Origin of the sequence: Terrihalobacillus insolitus (assembly GCF_028416575.1) — a bacterium.
GTDB lineage: Bacteria > Bacillota > Bacilli > Bacillales > Amphibacillaceae > Terrihalobacillus > Terrihalobacillus insolitus.
On record NZ_JAMQKB010000002.1, the window covers coordinates 46273 to 62754 of the forward strand.

A 16482-nucleotide genomic window follows, 5' to 3' on the forward strand; every position below is an offset into this window, starting at 1 on the left:
TTTATTCTATAAAAGATTTAACAAGTACCCGTGTTTGTTGATCAACCGTCAATATCGTGTCTAAATCGGGATCTTTCGTTACTTCGTGCTGATCTAGCGCACGAGCAATAAAGTCTTCAATCATTAAAAACGAAATATGTCCCTTCAGAAACAGTGAAACAGCAATTTCATTGGCTGCGTTTAATACCGTCGTCATTGACCCCCCCATTTTTCCTGCTTCGTATGCCATTTTTAAACAGGGGAATCGCTCAAAATCCATATTTTCAAAGTGTAGCTTCCCTATTTCTATTAAGTTTAACCTTTTTGATACTGGAAGTTCAAGTCTAGCGGGATAAGTTAGTGCATATTGAATAGGTACTCTCATGTCAGGTGATCCAAGCTGTGCTATGACACTATTATCATTATACTCAACCATGGAGTGAATAACACTTTCTCTATGCATGATGACATCAATTTTTTCATAAGGGATGTCGAATAACCAGTGTGCTTCAATCACTTCAAGTCCTTTGTTCATCATGGTAGCTGAATCAATGGTGATTTTTGCTCCCATATTCCAATTTGGATGTTGGAGTGCGTCTTCTACTGTAACGGATTGAAGCTCGTCTCTTTTAACGTCACGGAAGCTACCACCAGATGCGGTTACGATTAAACGATTCATATCCTGTCGATTTTCACCATTTAAACTTTGAAAAATTGCTGAATGCTCACTATCAATTGGTATCATTTTCACGTTATTTTTTTTAACTTCTTGCATAACAAGGTGCCCCGCAGTAACAAGCGTTTCTTTATTTGCCAGCGCAATTGTCTTTTTTGCTTTAATCGCTTCTAGTGTTGCAGTAAGTCCAACGCTCCCCATAACCGCATTCACAACGATATCCGTGTTGGAGTCAATGCTAATCTCCACCATACCATCATTTCCAACTAAAATATTGGTATGCAGCTCGTTTAATTTATTTTTTGTTATCTCGTCTTGTACGACTACTTTTTTCGGATTGAATTCTTTGATAATGTTTATTGCTTTCTCTATATTTCGGCCAAATGCGATTGCATACAGCTCAAATTCATCTGGATGTTGCCTCATAACATCCAACGTTTGCAATCCGATTGATCCGGTCGCACCTAATAAGGTAATGCTTTTCATATGACACACTCCTACTCCATCCTATGAGATAAATTGGATAAAATGCAATAATGGAAAAATAAATATTAAGCTATCAAACCGATCCAAAATACCACCGTGACCAGGTAAAAGATTGCCTGAATCTTTTACGTCATAGTATCTTTTAAAAGCAGATTCCACGAGATCTCCAATTTGACCAAATCCAGATACCAAAATGGTAACGAGGAGAACCAGTACTGTTGAATCACGAACAGGAACGATCAATTGAAGGATTAATGCAACAATACAGGCAAGTACAATACCACCGATTGCACCTTCCACGGTTTTATTCGGACTGATCTTTGGCCATAGCTTTTTCTTTCCAATAGCTCGTCCAAAAAAATAGGCTCCCGTATCTGTTGCCCAAATGACTAGAAACGCGTAAACAATATAAATCAGTCCTGCTTCTCTCGTTTCCATTAAATAATAAAAACCCATTCCGACATAAATCGCAGATAGGATAAGGAACCCTACATCCTCAAATGTAAATCTATTTTTAACTAACACCGTATAGGCTAATAATAACAGTACCGCTAGCAGTGTAATTTCAGATTTTTCCAAATAAAAGTTCTCAAGCCATGACCATTCATCATATGGAAATAATAAAAACCATAATAACAAAAATACAGTCGTAGAAGGGATAAAATACTTCGTTGTCTTTCTCATTTTTAACAACTCGTACAATCCAATTGATGCAATCATATAAATTAAAAGCTTAAATATCCATCCACCAAATATAACAATAGGAAGAAAAAGAAGGATTGCAACCACAGCTGTTATTATTCTTTCTTTCATCCTTTTTCAGCCCCTTAAATTCCGCCATAGCGACGCTTTCTAGTTTGGTAATCAGCCAGCGCCTTTTTTAACAATTCTTCACTAAAATCTGGCCATAATACATCTGTAAACCAGAATTCTGTATAAGCGGATTGCCATAACAAAAAATTACTTAAGCGCTGCTCACCACTTGTTCGTATTAATAAATCAGGGTCTTTCAAATTATGGGTGAACAAATAGTTTGAAAACATCGATTCATTAATGTCATCATTCGAGATTTTATTTTCATGGATATCTGATACTATTTGCTTTACTGCGGATATCATTTCATACCGACTGCCATAATTCAACGCAAAGTTCAAAAGTAAGCCATTATTGTTCTTTGTTTCTTCTTTCGCATGTTGAACCGCGTCTTTCGTATGATATGGAAGTCCTTTAAAATCACCAATTGTTTGAACCTTCACGTTTTTCTCTATTAATTCGGGTAAATATGTATTTAAAAATTCTACTGGCAGCTTCATTAAATATTCTACTTCATTTTTAGGGCGCTTCCAATTTTCTGTAGAAAAAGCGTATAATGTTAATACTTCTATTTCATACTTAATCGAAGCTGTTACTATTTTTTTCACAGTACTCATACCTTCTTTGTGACCAGCAATTCGAGGGAGTCCGCGTTTGTTCGCCCAGCGGCCATTTCCATCCATAATGATCGCAACATGTTTTGGCAAATTATCCATTTGCAAATAAAGGGGACATGGATCGTCTTGTTCATTCTTTTTAAAAAAGGGAAGTTTAATTGGCATAAGAATAATCCTCCATCAGGCCAAGGGAAATTTATCGTGTTTCTTCTTTCATCATTTGTTACATTTTCATTTTAGCATACTATTTTAAAATTTGGACCTGGTGCTAGATTTAAATGGAAATAATCACCTGTAGTATGAGAAAAACCCTCTTCATAGTAGAGGGTCATCTTTACTCATTTTACATGGTTACAACTTAAACTTCCATAATTTCTTTTTCTTTGTTCTTTGCATGTTGATCAATCTCGCCAATGTGGTGATCTGTTTCTTTCTGTACATCATCTTGAAAACCGCGCAGCTCGTCTTCTGTCAGGTCACCGTTCTTTTCTAATTTCTTCAACTGGTCATTTGATTCACGTCGAATATTGCGAACATTTACTTTCGCTTCCTCCGCGTATTTCCCTACAACTTTTACTAATTCCTTGCGTCTTTCTTCTGTTAGTGGCGGTATATTAATACGGATCACATTCCCATCACTGGATGGCGAAAGTCCTAGATCTGCCTTTTGAATGGCTTTCTCAACATCTGAAATAGATGATTTATCAAAAGGTGTAATTAACAACAGTCTCGCCTCAGGAGTTGAAATGGTTGCTAATTGATTAAGTGGAGTGGAAGCACCATAATAATCTACATACACACTATTTAATAGGGACGGATTTGCTCGACCAGCTCTAACAGTTGCTAATTGTTTTGAAAAAGATTGAACTGCCTTTGACATTTTTTGTCTTGTTTCATTTATAACAGTTTGTGACATCTTTTTATTTCCCCCTTATTACTGTTCCTATATTTTCTCCTAAAACGGCCTTTTTAATATTCCCATTCTCTTTTATAGAAAATACAAGTAATGGAATATCATTATCCATACAAAGTGAAGAAGCTGTTGAATCTAGTACCCCTAATCCTTCATTTAATACATCCAGGTAAGTTAATTCCTCATATTTTATCGCATCTTGATCCCATTTTGGGTCAGCCGTATAAACGCCATCTACATTGTTCTTCGCCATTAAAATGACTTCTGCTTCAATTTCAGCTGCTCTTAGTGCAGCTGTGGTATCTGTTGAAAAATACGGATTTCCAGTTCCTGCGGCAAAAATAACGACTCGTTTTTTTTCAAGGTGGCGAATCGCTTTTCTTCTAATATACGGTTCCGCTACTTGACGCATTTCAATGGATGTTTGTACCCTTGTTGGTATACCGAAATTTTCTAAACTATCCTGTAGAGCTAATGAATTCATGACAGTTGCAAGCATACCCATGTAATCTGCATTGGCACGGTCCATTCCCATCTCGCTACCTACTTTTCCACGCCAAATGTTGCCACCACCAACAACGATTGCTACTTCCACACCTAATTCTGATACTTCTTTAACCTGCGCCGCAATGGATTGAATAATCTTTGGCTCAATGCCGTATCCTTGTTCACCACTTAATGCTTCTCCACTTAATTTTAACACAATTCTACGGTAGCGAGCTGTTATCATAATTACCTCCATATAATATGTAATTTTTAATCTTGGTGACGAATGAACGTCTATGCGAAAACAGGGAACACTTTGTGCTCCCTTGTTTTCCAGTCTAAGTGTTATTTCTTCACTTGACTCATAACTTCTTCAGCAAAATTGTCAACACGCTTTTCCATTCCTTCGCCAACTTCATATCGTACAAAGTTTTTTACAGACGCTCCCTTACTCTTCACATAAGCCTTTACCTTTTGGTCAGGATCCTTGACAAAGTTCTGTTCAAGTAAACAAACTTCTTCGAAAAATTTACTAAGGCGACCTTCTACCATTTTTTCAACAATATGTTCTGGTTTGCCTTCGTTTAATGCTTGTGTTTTTAACACTTCACGCTCACGATCAACTTCATCTGAAGAAACTTCATCACGAGATATAAAACGAGGATTCACTGCAGCTACGTGCATCGCAATATCTTTAGCAGTTTGCGGATCATTATTACCTTCTAAAACGGTTAAAACACCGATGCTTCCGCCCATATGAAGGTATTCACCAAAGGCGTCATTGTCACCTTTTTCTTGAATAACAAATCGACGTAAGGAAAGCTTCTCACCAATTTTCGCGATGTTTGAATTAATATATTCCTGAACGGTTTCTCCATCTCCATGCAGCTTTTGCTCTAACGCTACTTCTACAGATTCGGGTTGTTGCTTTACTAAGTGTTTACCCAACTCAGCAAGTAATTGTTTAAACTGATCATTTTTTGTGACAAAATCTGTTTCACAGTTCACTTCAAACAATACTGCTGTATTTCCGTCGACTTCGATATATGTCGAACCTTCTGCAGCAACACGATCTGCTTTTTTCTGTGCTTTTGAAATACCTTTTTCACGAAGGAAATCAATTGCTTTGTCGATATCTCCTTCCGTTTCTTGTAATGCCTTTTTACAGTCCATCATACCTGCACCAGTTTTATCGCGTAGTTCTTTAACCATTTTTGCAGTAACTGCCATGTTATTTTCCTCCTTGAGAGTTATATGTAGATAGAATTCTTATCTTGAAAAAAGGTGATAAAAGGTTCCCCTCTTATCACCTCAAACCTTTGTTACTCTGTAACAGCTTCAGCTTCTTCCTTTGTTTCAGCTGGGTTCTGTGTTTGCGCTTCTTCCGTTACTTCTCCTTGTTTCACTTCTAGTATAGCATCTGCCATTTTAGAAGTGAGAAGCTTAACGGCACGTATCGCATCATCGTTTGCAGGGATGACATAATCGATTTCATCTGGATCACAGTTTGTATCAACAATTCCAATTATCGGAATGTTTAATTTATGCGCTTCCGCAATTGCAATTCGTTCCTTACGAGGATCAATTACAAATAATGCATCTGGTAACTTAGTCATTTCTTTTATTCCACCGAGAAATTTGACAAGTCGTTCTTTTTCTTTTAGAAGATCTACAACCTCTTTTTTAGGTAGTACTTCAAATGTACCATCTTCCTCCATGCGTTCAATATCTTTCAAACGATTGATACGTTTACGAATTGTTTGAAAGTTCGTAAGTGTTCCACCTAACCAACGCTGGTTAACGAAGTACATTCCTGAACGAATTGCTTCTTCTTTGACAGATTCTTGTGCTTGTTTTTTAGTACCTACAAAAAGAACGGTACCACCATCAGCAGCAATTTCTTTAACGTAGTTATATGCTTCATCAACCTTTTTAACTGTTTTCTGCAAGTCGATGATATAAATTCCGTTACGTTCCGTGAAGATATACTTCTTCATTTTCGGATTCCAACGGCGAGTCTGGTGACCAAAGTGTACACCAGCTTCAAGTAGTTGTTTCATTGAAATAACTGACATTCTTTTTCCTCCTAATTGGTTTTTTAGCCTCCGCTTGCGTCATCTTTATGCTAGGACTCGTTATATTCAACCAGCAACACCTACATAAATTAACAAGCGTGTGTATTAACACCAAAAGTTAATATACCATATCCATATCGAGCAAGCAAGTATATTATTCGTTTTCAGGGTGGAATTTAAGCATTAGTTCCACCTCAGTCCTCCCACAATGAAGCTCTCTCGCAATTGTATCTATTGATCTCCCTTGATCATAAAGAGCATAAATCCTTCCGCGTAACGATTGTTCTAATACATCTTTTGACTCGTTTGTAATGGGAGGGTTATACAGCTCTGGTGGATCTTCTTCCCAATCCTCATCAACTGATTGAATGTCCTTTTCTTTGTGATTATCCTGTTTCATGCTTGTAGTATTACCTTTTCTTGTCAAGTAATTCAAAAGTTTATCGTTTTCTGCTTTAACCTCTTCCAGATAACCAGTGAAAACTTCTTCTATATCTCTCATCATCTTTTCTTCGTTTAACTGATTACTAGTACTGTTTTTTTGCCTGGTATACAAATAATAGAGTCCGACAATTGTAAACAGATGAAGTAACAAACTAACTAAAATAAAAATTGAACTCATACGAATCCCTCTATCCAATTACATCAACCGTTCCTCCCTGATAATGGTGATTGATGCTTTTATTCATCTTCCTATGTGGGTTGGTGCTTTTGGTTTTTAGTGAAGCGAACTCGTTTCAGCAAGCTGAAACATCGGGGAATCAGATGGAGTCTCGACTCCACCTGATTGGAAGTTCCCACCTACGCTTCGCTTAGAGGTGGGGGTCTAAAACCCTAAAACCATTTTAAAATTAATTCCCTACCTTTTCCATGACAGCCTTTAATTTATAAATTGCTTTTTGATGTATTTGAGAAATTCTTGAAGTGGTTAACCCCATTACTTGACCGATTTCAGTTAAGGTCAACTCTTCCTTATAAAAAAGACTTATAACCAATTGTTCCTTTTCGTTCAATTGATGGATTCCGTTCGCCAGTTCTTCGTGTGTTTCCGATCGGGTAAGTAATTGTTCTGGTTCCATAGCTTTTTCATCTGGCACCATATAACCAATCCCTGATACATAATCTGTATCGCTTTGAGTTGGCTTTTCTTCAATTGAGAGGAGTTTAGAAAACAACGTATCTTTAACGGATTCTTCCACCTCATGTTCGGTCATATTAACTCTCTTAGCCACTTCCTTAGACGTAGGTTTTCGTTGAAGTTCTTGTTCGAGTTGCTGGTAAGCATGATCCACATTTTTTATCTTTTCTCTCGTAGATCTCGGCAACCAATCTTCCCGTCTTAGTCCGTCCAATATAGCACCACGAACTCGGAAAGAAGCATAGGTGTCAAATTTAAGTTGACGGTTCGGTTCGTATTTATTTAATGCGTCATACAAGCCTAGCAAGCCAAAACTCTCCAAGTCGTCCTTACTTACATTGGAAGGGAGATGAATCGAAATGCGTTGAACATGAAATGAAACGAGATAAAAATATTTATTAATTAATTCATTTGCTGCGTCCTGGTCTTTATCCTTTGTCCAACTCATCCAACACTGTTCTTCGTGTTGAAACATTTGTTGTGGCAAAGCATTCACTCCTTTCCCAAATGAATCGATTAGTTTGGTGCTGCTCTTGTTCAACTACCATTATCATTTATAGGGACTACAACGACTGTGGAAGCTGAATTACAAAACGAGTTCCTTGATCCAACTTTGTTTCAAATAAGAGGGAACCGTCAAGTATTTCTACTTTGTTTTTCACTACATCCATTCCAACGCCTCTTCCTGACACATCTGAAAGCTCGCTAGCAGTTGAAAATCCACTCTCCATTACAAGAGCAATCATTTGATGATCTGATAAAGTATCAGCTTGTTCCTTCGTTAACAATCCATTAGCAATTGCCTTTTCTGTAACCCTTTTTTTATCCATACCAGAACCATCATCTGATATTTCAATGCATACATAGTTTTCACTGTGATAGGCTTTTAATTGAATAACACCTTCATCAGGTTTTCCTTTTTCAGCACGTATATCAGGCATTTCTATTCCATGGTCAACAGCATTTCTGATTAAATGAACAAGCAAATCACTGAGTTCATCCACAATCGACCTTTCTATTTCTGTTTCCCCACCGATAATATCTAACTTTATTTGTTTGTTTAATTGACGGGAAAGCTGACGAACCATTCTAGGAAAACGATTAAACACATAATCGATTGGAACCATTTTCATGTTAAGCATGATCGATTTGATTTCATCTGTAATTTTTGTCATACTATTGACCGTTTCTTGTAAATTGCTATGTTTCAAGTCATGAGCTAGTAAATCAAGTCTGTCACGATCAACGACTAGTTCCTCGAACAGGTTCGTTAATGCATCTAATTGATCCATGCTTACTCGAACAGTGGTGCTGTTTCTTTTCTTTGTTTTTAATGGCTTTTGAAGTTTTACGACTGTTTCTTTTCTAATCTCACGCTGCCTACTTGCATCTTCACTAACATCTATGAGCATTGCTTCTAATTGGTCAACCGCTTCAAATAAGACATCTAACACGCTTGAATCAACGATTAATCTCTTATTTCGAACTGCCTCCAACATATCTTCTATTTTATGGGTTGCATTTGTCATGTCCTGTAATTTCAATGTCGCGGACATTCCCTTCATTGTGTGTACAGATCGAAACATTTCATTTATCGCATCTTGATTAGAAGGGTTTTTGTCTAATTTTAGTAGTTGGCTAATAAATGTTTGAAGATGCTCTTTGCTTTCTTCAATAAACACATCTAAATATTGGCTTGTTTCCATTGATGTATCACCTAACTTTTTGAACTTCCTCTATTAGATTCTCTATCGTTCTCTAAAAAAATGTTTCAGTTTCGTGACGAAAGCAAATGGTGGTTTTTTGGATGACGAACGATTGACGTTCTGGTCAAGATATTGTTGAACGATTTGAGTCATTGTAATCGTAATATCTGCTTTTGGACGGAACAACAAAAAGGGAACTTGACTCGTAACCGCTTGTAACACAATTTTGTCTTCAGGTAAGATACCTAAAGGAATAAGTTCCTTTTCTAAAAAACTACGAACAACATGCTGCAATCTTTCCATTGTCTGTTCGCCGATTCTCCTATTTAAACTTCTATTAACAATAAGATACATAGGTAAAAACGGGCTTTTCCTTGAGGCATGTTTAATCATAGCGTAGGCATCTGTCATTGAAGTTGGCTCTGGTGTTGTAATAACGATACACTCATCTACCGCAAGCATGTAATAACTGCTTGCTTCTGTTATTCCTGCACCCATATCAAAAATGATAAAATCGTAATCATTTAACAAATGGTTCAACTGATGCAAAAAATAATCGAATTTGGTTTCATCCATCGTAAATATGTCGGTTAAACCCGACCCGCCAGCAATATAGGAAAGGCTATTTGGCCCTGTTTCTACAATGTCCTGAATCGTCAGTTGTTCATCAAACATGTTTACGATCGAATTTGATGCGGTTAATCCAAGTAAAATATCAATATTCCCCATACCTATATCTAGGTCAAATAGCAAAACCCTTTTATTGTGGTTGGCTAAACAGAGGGAAAAATTTAATGCAAAGTTAGACTTCCCCACTCCTCCTTTTCCACTTACAACCGCTATCGTTTTAGCTTGTCCAATAGTGCGAAGCGACTCAATTTTTTTACGCAAATTCTTGGCTTGATCATTCATGCTGATAGTCACCAACTAACATTTCACTAAGGGAATCAACTCGAATCTCTTTAATATCATCTGGTACGTCTTGACCATTTGTTATATAGGAAATACCGACCTGATGGGAAATACATAAATTTAATATGGATCCATACTGAGAGGTTTCATCACTTTTTGTGAAAATGAGTTGTCCGATTGGAATGTTGTGAAATTGAGAGTATATGTTTTCAAGATCTGATTGCTTCGTCGTAAGTGATAAAACAAGATATGTTTCGAATTCTTTGTCAAAATCAAACATATTCCGAAGTTCTTCTACGTACAATGGATCCCTAAAATTTCTACCCGCTGTATCTACTAATACTAGATCATAGTCTTTAAACCTTTGCTTTGCATTTCGATAGTCTTCTAGATTATATGCAATTTCGATCGGAACATCTAATATTTTTGCATATGTTTTCAATTGATCAATAGCAGCAATTCGGTATGTGTCTGTTGTAATAAAAGCTACTTTCTTCTTATCCTTCAATACACTTTCCGCTGCTATTTTAGCTATTGTTGTTGTTTTTCCAACCCCTGTCGGACCAACTAAGTGAACAAATTTTTTATCATAGCGAATTCCGCCGAAAGTACAATTTGCAAGCTGCTTCTTTATTTCCTGTTTTAATGCAGTTCTCATTTGCGATTCCGAGTCTTGCCCATGTTTAAGCGTTTCTTGCATCACATTTTTCGTTATTTTTCCCGCAATTTCCGGATTCACTTCTTGCTCAAGCAAAAATTTAAAGATCGTATCAAAATCACCATATTGAATCACATTTTGTTGAATGGTATGTTTTTCTATCCATTTTTTAAGCTCTCTAATTTCCCTAACAACATCCCCATTATTTTCGTTTAATACGGCTTGTGAAGCTTTTGTTGGCTTGGAAACCTTCTGAATCGTATTTGTCGTTTCTGTTCTCTTTGGCTGGGGATCCATCGCAGCAATAAGTTGGATATTTCGCTTTTTAAAAAATCCTAGAAATCCGCCTTCCACTATTTCTTTAGAATTTAAAATGACCGCATCCGCCCCGAATTCCTTCCGTACTCGTTTCATTGCTTCAGTCATTGTCGGTGCAACTATTTTTTTTACTTTCATGCAACATTCACCACCCCTATGCTTTGAACCTCAATATCAGGACTAAGTTCATTGTATGACAGTACGACAACTTGAGGCATAAAACGGTCTAACAATTGTTTCACATACATTCGAATTGCTGGTGAACACAAAATAATCGGTGTTTCTTCTTGAATCGATACTTGTTCCAGCTTTTCACTTACAGAACGAATAATGGTTTGTTGGGTGCTTGGATCTAACGATAAATAGTTGCCGTGTTCCGTTTGTTGAATTTGATCGGCAATTAACTTTTCTACATCGGAAGCAATGGTAATTACTCTGATCAGGCTTCCTTCTGCAACATACTGTTTACTAATTTGCGTTGCAAGCGATTGCCTGACATACTCTGTTAACAGCTCGGTATCATTGGTCATTTTTCCAAAATCAGCTAATGTTTCAAAGATTACTGGCAAATTACGGATCGAAATGTTTTCCCTTAGTAGCTTAGACAAAACCTTCTGAACATCCCCGATAGAAAGCGGATCTGGAACGACTTCCTCTACAAGTATTGGATATGTTTCTTTTAAATGATCTACTAACTGCTTGGTTTCTTGACGCCCTAACAATAAATGAGCTTGCTGCTTTATCACTTCCGTAATATGTGTCGACACAACAGATGGAGGATCCACAACAGTATAACCTAGTAACTCTGCATCGTCTTTGACGTCTTCGCTAATCCACTTTGCTGGGAGTCCAAAAGCTGGCTCTTTCGTTGTTATTCCCTCCAAATCGTCTTCATCTTCTACCCCAGGACTCATAGCAAGGTAATGATCTAGAAGAACTTCTCCATTGGCAACCTCATTTCCCTTTATTTTAAGTCGATACTCGTTAGGGTTCAACTGTATGTTGTCTCTAATCCGAACTACTGGGATAACAATTCCTAGTTCAATGGCTAGCTGTCGGCGAATCATTACAACCCGATCTAACAAATCTCCTCCTTGTGCAGCGTCGGCAAGTGGGATAAGTGCATAGCCGAATTCAAATTCAATCGGGTCTAAACTGAGTAAGCTCGTAACATTTTCCGGGGATTTCATACTCTCACTTTCAGCCTCTGCCTGTTCTTCTTCACTTGGCGGCTCTTGGAGTCTTTCTGTCCTTAATAACCAATACCCTCCAAACCCGAGAAACAATGCAATCGCACTCGTTAAGAAAAAATTAATCGGGGTTAAGCCTAGTAAAAAAATGGTTCCAGCAGCAATATAGAGTAACTTTGGATAGCGCAACAGTTGATTTGTTACGTCTGTTCCTAAGTTCCCTGTAGACGCAACTCTAGTGACAACAATACCTGTAGCAGTTGCGATTAACAATGCAGGAATTTGGCTTACCAAACCATCACCAACCGTTAACCGCATATATGTATTTATTGCCTCTGTAAAGCCCATTCCTAACTGAACCATCCCAATTATTAGCCCAAAAACAATATTGATCAATACGATTACAATACCGGCAATGGCATCCCCTTTGACAAACTTACTCGCACCGTCCATTGCTCCATAAAAATCTGCCTCGTGTTCAACTTTTTCTCTTCTTTCCTTTGCTTGTTGTTCGGAAATCAACCCTGCATTTAAATCCGCATCAATACTCATTTGCTTCCCTGGCATTGCATCTAACGTGAACCGCGCAGCTACTTCAGATACACGTTCTGCACCCTTGGTAATAACAAGAAATTGTATAATAACTAGAATTACAAAAACAACAAATCCAACTAGTGGATTGTCTCCTATAACAAAGGTACCAAACGTTTCAACCACACCCCCTGCATTTGCTTCAGACAAAATCGAACGGGTAGTTGATACATTTAAGCCTAGACGAAACAGGGTAAGAAGCAGTAACAAGGAAGGAAAGATTGAAAATTGCAATGCTTCCTGCATGTTCATTGCCACCAAAATAACTAGGAGGGCTAATGTAATATTTAGTAAAATGAAGATACTTAAAAGCCATCCCGGTAATGGAACAACAAGCATCACAATGATTAAAATGACACCCAATAATACGGATAGGTCACGAACAGCCATATCTTTCTCTCCTTAAAGAGGTTGTACCCTCTACACTTTCTTTTTCAACTGATAAACGTACGCTAATATTTCTGCAACAGCTTGAAAAAATTCTTCCCCAATAACATCTCCAATTTCTACTTGATCGTACATCGATCTAGCCAATGGACGATTTTCAACCATGGACACTTGGTGGGCCTTCGCTATTTCTTTTATCTTAAATGCAATATGATCTACACCTTTAGCGACAACATATGGGGCATCTGCTTTTTGTTCATCGTACTTAATTGCAATGGCATAATGGGTTGGGTTGGTAATAATGACATCAGCCTTTGGAACTTCACTCATCATTCTTCTCATTGCCATTTGACGTTGTTTTTCTTTTATTTTTGATTTAATTAACGGATCCCCTTCAATGTTTTTATTCTCGTCCTTAATATCATTCTTTGACATTCGAATATTTTTTTCGTAATCATATTTTTGATAAACAAAATCGATAGCAGATAATAGTAAAAGGACAATCGAGGCCATAATTCCCATTACTACAGTTGTATTACCGAAAAAAGCTAGCGAGCTTTCAACATCTTTTCCAGACGTCATCATCATTTCGTCTTTATTGAACCAGAGGACCGAAAATGTGACGGTACCAATAAAGACGATCTTTAAAAGAGATTTAACGAGCTCAACAAGTGCTCTGGCAGAAAATATCTTTTTCGCTCCTTGAATCGGATCTATTTTTTTTAAGTCAAATTTCAACGTCTCTGTTGTATACAAAAACCCAATTTGCGTTAAGTTCGATAGTAATCCAGCTACTATGGCAACACCCATTATCGGTGCGACTGCTTTACTCATCTCCAAGGTTGACTCAAAAAAAATTTGGCTGACACTTTGTTCTGTTACTTCCCATTGAATATATTCTGTAAAGGACAGTGTAAACATGCTGGTCATCACATTTTTCATATAGTCACCAACAAAAAGGAATAAAAAGAATATCAATAACAGCATAATAGCTGTGTTAACATCTTGGCTTTTGGCAACCTGTCCTTTTTTCCGAGAGTCCTGTCTTTTTTTGGGGGTCGCTTTTTCAGTTTTTTCTCCTGCAAAAAATTGCAGATCTAATGTTAATTCCATCTTTACACACCCCCAAATAGCTGCATAAGTCCTCGCATCGTTTGAAGCAACAGGTCGAACAAATTTCTTACTAACATAATGTAAATAGCCATTGAAACGAATAGTATGACAAAGCCAACTAAAATTTTCAGTGGAAGTCCCACTACAAATACGTTTAACTGTGGAACCGTTCTTGCAATGATTCCCAATGCCACGTCAACTAAAAATAAACTTCCAACAACAGGGATGGCCATTTGAAATGCGATAACAAACATTTTATTAAAAGTACTCATTACGAACGTAACAATGGATTCATTCTCAAATGGAACGAAACGATCTATTTCGATAAATTGATAGCTGTAGAAAATACCATCAATTAATAGATAATGTGCATTCACAGCCAATAAAAATAACAAAGCAATGGTATAAAGATATTGACCCATTAAAGGACTTTGCGCACCTGTTTGTGGATCGATGACATTCGCGATCGCAAACCCCATTTGGTAATCGATGAATCCTCCTGCAATTTGGATAGCAGATAAAATAATAAAAGCAATAAGTCCAATTAATAATCCAACTGCAGCTTCTTTTAGTAGTAATAAAAGGAATATCTCATCCAATGGAATAACAGGGATATCAATCGTATAATACATCATCCACGCTAAAAAAAATCCAAATCCAATTTTGAAAAAACTCGGTATATTTCGATACGAAAATATAGGTACCGTAACAAAAAAGGATGTAACTCGAACTAAAATTAATAGAAATGCTGGTACACTTTCTAATGGAATCAAACTAATCATTGTTTACCCTACAAACATCGTTAAATTTTTAAATATTGTTGCCGTGAATTCAACCATTTTCGACAACATCCAAGGCCCAAAAAAAACAAGTCCGACTAAAACGGCGACGATCTTCGGGATAAAAGCAAGTGTTTGCTCTTGAATTTGAGTTGTAGCTTGAAAAATACTTACAAGTAATCCGACACCAAGAGCCAGGATTAATAAAGGCCCTGTAACCAACAAAATCGTATATATCCCATTTTTTGCAAGAGAAACGACAAATTCACTACTCATCACATGCCCCCCTTTTTTGAACAACCTCTTAAAAGCCTTGGAGAAGGGAGTATGTTATTAAATACCACCCATCAACTAGTATGAACAAAAGTATTTTAAACGGTAACGAAATCATTACTGGCGGCAGCATTAACATCCCCATTGACATTAGTACACTTGCAACCGCCATATCAATAACTAGGAATGGTACAAATATCATAAAACCCATTTGAAACGCCGTTTTTAATTCGCTTATCGCAAACGCGGGTATAAGGGTCGTCAATGGTATGTCCTGCACTGTTTCTGGTTTTTCTATTTGCGCATAATTCATAAATAGTGCTAAATCCTTTTGCCTCGTATATTCCGCCATGAAATCTTTTATTGGAACAGTGGCTCGAGTGTATGCTTCATCTAATGTAATTTCTTCACTAAATAACGGCTCAAGCGCTTCTTCATTGATTTGTTGAAAAGTAGGTGCCATCACAAAAAAGGTTAAAAATAGTGCAATCCCTATTAATACTTGATTTGGCGGCATTTGTTGTGTTGCAAGTGATGTTCGAACAAAGGATAGAACAATGATAATTCGAGTAAAACTTGTCATCAGAATTAAAATGCTTGGCGCAAGTGAAAAAACGGTCAACAATAACAATAGCTTTACAGATGTTGATACATTTTGCGGATCAGAGCTTGAAAAAATATTCACAAATTCATCCATTCGTATCGTCATCCTTGTCTTTATGTTGATCCATTATTTTCCTTCTACCTGTTTTCAACCGACTTAATTCATTTCTTAACAATTGTTGAAATCCATCTTGATCGGCTTTATTTCCGTTTTTACCCGCACCACTTTTACTTGATGAAAGCAACGATGAAAATACATTCATTGGTCGGAGGGTGTCCACATCATTTTGATTTACTAGTGCGTCTTTTGTACTTTCGTCTGTGATTTCTGACAGCATTTCTACATTTTCACCAACTCCAATGACAAAAACCCTATCCCCAATCCGGACGATTTGAATCGATTTGTTTGGGCCAAGTCCAACGCCCCCTAAGTTCTCCAAAGTACGAACCTTATGAAATGCTTTGTTTTTACTGTTCATAAATTTTAATAAGAAATAGATGAGTGCCAACACAAGAATAAGTGCAAGAAAAAGTTTGACTATATCCAAAAATAAAGAAGAATTCGATTCCGATTGGTTATCATTAAATAAAGGACTACTATCTGTTTCATTAGTAGAGCTCTGGTCCAACTCGGGACAATTCGCATCTTGTTCAATACATTGCTTTGCGTTTTTTGGTGCCCCCTCAACTTGATCTGGGGAAAGAATTCCAATCACCAAAATAGTACATAAGATAGCCCATACTAATTTTTTCATATTAATCTCACAAC

General features: G+C 37.1%; 18 protein-coding genes. All 18 read right to left on the reverse strand.

Annotated elements, in window-relative coordinates:
* Position 1: 1 nt before the first annotated feature.
* The 18 genes from dxr to NC797_RS03465 all read right to left on the reverse strand — a co-directional run bounded on the left by dxr (position 2) and on the right by NC797_RS03465 (position 16468).
* The gene (dxr, locus tag NC797_RS03380) at positions 2 to 1141 is read right to left on the reverse strand and encodes a 1-deoxy-D-xylulose-5-phosphate reductoisomerase (protein ID WP_272435276.1); all 1140 of its coding nucleotides are present in this window, start codon (positions 1139 to 1141) and stop codon (positions 2 to 4) included.
* 21 nt (positions 1142 to 1162) lie between these two features.
* On the reverse strand, positions 1163 to 1954 hold the full coding sequence (locus NC797_RS03385) for a phosphatidate cytidylyltransferase (RefSeq protein WP_272435277.1): 792 nt from the start codon (positions 1952 to 1954) through the stop codon (positions 1163 to 1165).
* Positions 1955 to 1968: 14 nt separating this feature from the next.
* Positions 1969 to 2736 carry an isoprenyl transferase gene (locus NC797_RS03390; RefSeq protein ID WP_272435278.1) on the reverse strand — a complete coding sequence of 256 codons (768 nt, stop codon included), beginning with the start codon at positions 2734 to 2736 and terminating at the stop codon, positions 1969 to 1971.
* Between the two features lie 193 nt (positions 2737 to 2929).
* A complete protein-coding gene (gene frr / locus NC797_RS03395) occupies positions 2930 to 3487 on the reverse strand; it encodes a ribosome recycling factor (RefSeq protein ID WP_272435280.1) in 558 nt (185 codons plus the stop codon).
* A 4-nt stretch (positions 3488 to 3491) separates the two neighbouring features.
* Positions 3492 to 4214, reverse strand: coding sequence for a UMP kinase (gene pyrH, locus NC797_RS03400; RefSeq protein ID WP_272435281.1), 723 nt, complete (start codon positions 4212 to 4214; stop codon positions 3492 to 3494).
* A gap of 101 nt (positions 4215 to 4315) precedes the next feature.
* The gene (tsf, locus tag NC797_RS03405; RefSeq protein WP_272435282.1) at positions 4316 to 5200 is read right to left on the reverse strand and encodes a translation elongation factor Ts; all 885 of its coding nucleotides are present in this window, start codon (positions 5198 to 5200) and stop codon (positions 4316 to 4318) included.
* A 92-nt stretch (positions 5201 to 5292) separates the two neighbouring features.
* Complete coding sequence (rpsB, locus tag NC797_RS03410; protein WP_272435283.1) at positions 5293 to 6045, reverse strand: 30S ribosomal protein S2; 753 nt, start codon at positions 6043 to 6045, stop codon at positions 5293 to 5295.
* A 154-nt stretch (positions 6046 to 6199) separates the two neighbouring features.
* Positions 6200 to 6667, reverse strand: a complete 468-nt coding sequence (locus tag NC797_RS03415; protein WP_272435284.1) for a DUF6115 domain-containing protein — start codon at positions 6665 to 6667, stop codon at positions 6200 to 6202.
* A 229-nt stretch (positions 6668 to 6896) separates the two neighbouring features.
* A complete protein-coding gene (locus tag NC797_RS03420; RefSeq protein ID WP_334313196.1) occupies positions 6897 to 7670 on the reverse strand; it encodes a FliA/WhiG family RNA polymerase sigma factor in 774 nt (257 codons plus the stop codon).
* Between the two features lie 76 nt (positions 7671 to 7746).
* Positions 7747 to 8889 (reverse strand): chemotaxis protein CheA, encoded by a 1143-nt coding sequence (locus NC797_RS03425; RefSeq protein WP_272435285.1) that lies wholly within the window; start codon positions 8887 to 8889, stop codon positions 7747 to 7749.
* Between the two features lie 42 nt (positions 8890 to 8931).
* Positions 8932 to 9801: a MinD/ParA family protein gene (locus NC797_RS03430; RefSeq protein ID WP_272435287.1), complete on the reverse strand. Its 870-nt coding sequence runs from the start codon at positions 9799 to 9801 to the stop codon at positions 8932 to 8934.
* A complete protein-coding gene (flhF, locus tag NC797_RS03435) occupies positions 9794 to 10915 on the reverse strand; it encodes a flagellar biosynthesis protein FlhF (protein ID WP_272435288.1) in 1122 nt (373 codons plus the stop codon). Before flhF ends, NC797_RS03430 begins: the two co-directional genes overlap by 8 nt.
* On the reverse strand, positions 10912 to 12948 hold the full coding sequence (gene flhA / locus NC797_RS03440) for a flagellar biosynthesis protein FlhA (RefSeq protein ID WP_272435289.1): 2037 nt from the start codon (positions 12946 to 12948) through the stop codon (positions 10912 to 10914). The genes flhF and flhA overlap by 4 nt, the downstream gene beginning before the upstream one ends.
* A 30-nt stretch (positions 12949 to 12978) precedes the next feature.
* Entirely contained in the window at positions 12979 to 14058 is a 1080-nt protein-coding gene (gene flhB, locus NC797_RS03445) for a flagellar biosynthesis protein FlhB (protein WP_272435290.1), read from the reverse strand.
* Between the two features lie 2 nt (positions 14059 to 14060).
* Entirely contained in the window at positions 14061 to 14840 is a 780-nt protein-coding gene (gene fliR / locus NC797_RS03450; RefSeq protein ID WP_272435291.1) for a flagellar biosynthetic protein FliR, read from the reverse strand.
* Between the two features lie 3 nt (positions 14841 to 14843).
* Positions 14844 to 15113: a flagellar biosynthesis protein FliQ gene (fliQ, locus tag NC797_RS03455; protein ID WP_272435293.1), complete on the reverse strand. Its 270-nt coding sequence runs from the start codon at positions 15111 to 15113 to the stop codon at positions 14844 to 14846.
* A 28-nt stretch (positions 15114 to 15141) separates the two neighbouring features.
* The gene (gene fliP / locus NC797_RS03460; RefSeq protein WP_272435295.1) at positions 15142 to 15807 is read right to left on the reverse strand and encodes a flagellar type III secretion system pore protein FliP; all 666 of its coding nucleotides are present in this window, start codon (positions 15805 to 15807) and stop codon (positions 15142 to 15144) included.
* Complete coding sequence (locus NC797_RS03465) at positions 15800 to 16468, reverse strand: flagellar biosynthetic protein FliO (RefSeq protein WP_272435297.1); 669 nt, start codon at positions 16466 to 16468, stop codon at positions 15800 to 15802. The genes fliP and NC797_RS03465 overlap by 8 nt, the downstream gene beginning before the upstream one ends.
* Between the last annotated feature and the right edge of the window lie 14 nt (positions 16469 to 16482).

Coding starts and splice junctions, on each gene's coding strand:
- flhA (WP_272435289.1), bottom strand. CDS start 12,948: ATGGCTGTTCGTGACCTATCCGTATTATTGGGTGTCATTTTAATCATT.
- NC797_RS03430 (WP_272435287.1), bottom strand. CDS start 9,801: ATGAATGATCAAGCCAAGAATTTGCGTAAAAAAATTGAGTCGCTTCGC.
- dxr (WP_272435276.1), bottom strand. CDS start 1,141: ATGAAAAGCATTACCTTATTAGGTGCGACCGGATCAATCGGATTGCAA.
- fliR (WP_272435291.1), bottom strand. CDS start 14,840: ATGATTAGTTTGATTCCATTAGAAAGTGTACCAGCATTTCTATTAATT.
- flhF (WP_272435288.1), bottom strand. CDS start 10,915: ATGAAAGTAAAAAAAATAGTTGCACCGACAATGACTGAAGCAATGAAA.
- NC797_RS03390 (WP_272435278.1), bottom strand. CDS start 2,736: ATGCCAATTAAACTTCCCTTTTTTAAAAAGAATGAACAAGACGATCCA.
- rpsB (WP_272435283.1), bottom strand. CDS start 6,045: ATGTCAGTTATTTCAATGAAACAACTACTTGAAGCTGGTGTACACTTT.
- NC797_RS03415 (WP_272435284.1), bottom strand. CDS start 6,667: ATGAGTTCAATTTTTATTTTAGTTAGTTTGTTACTTCATCTGTTTACA.
- NC797_RS03385 (WP_272435277.1), bottom strand. CDS start 1,954: ATGAAAGAAAGAATAATAACAGCTGTGGTTGCAATCCTTCTTTTTCTT.
- NC797_RS03465 (WP_272435297.1), bottom strand. CDS start 16,468: ATGAAAAAATTAGTATGGGCTATCTTATGTACTATTTTGGTGATTGGA.
- fliQ (WP_272435293.1), bottom strand. CDS start 15,113: ATGAGTAGTGAATTTGTCGTTTCTCTTGCAAAAAATGGGATATATACG.
- fliP (WP_272435295.1), bottom strand. CDS start 15,807: ATGGATGAATTTGTGAATATTTTTTCAAGCTCTGATCCGCAAAATGTA.
- frr (WP_272435280.1), bottom strand. CDS start 3,487: ATGTCACAAACTGTTATAAATGAAACAAGACAAAAAATGTCAAAGGCA.
- NC797_RS03425 (WP_272435285.1), bottom strand. CDS start 8,889: ATGGAAACAAGCCAATATTTAGATGTGTTTATTGAAGAAAGCAAAGAG.
- tsf (WP_272435282.1), bottom strand. CDS start 5,200: ATGGCAGTTACTGCAAAAATGGTTAAAGAACTACGCGATAAAACTGGT.
- flhB (WP_272435290.1), bottom strand. CDS start 14,058: ATGGAATTAACATTAGATCTGCAATTTTTTGCAGGAGAAAAAACTGAA.
- pyrH (WP_272435281.1), bottom strand. CDS start 4,214: ATGATAACAGCTCGCTACCGTAGAATTGTGTTAAAATTAAGTGGAGAA.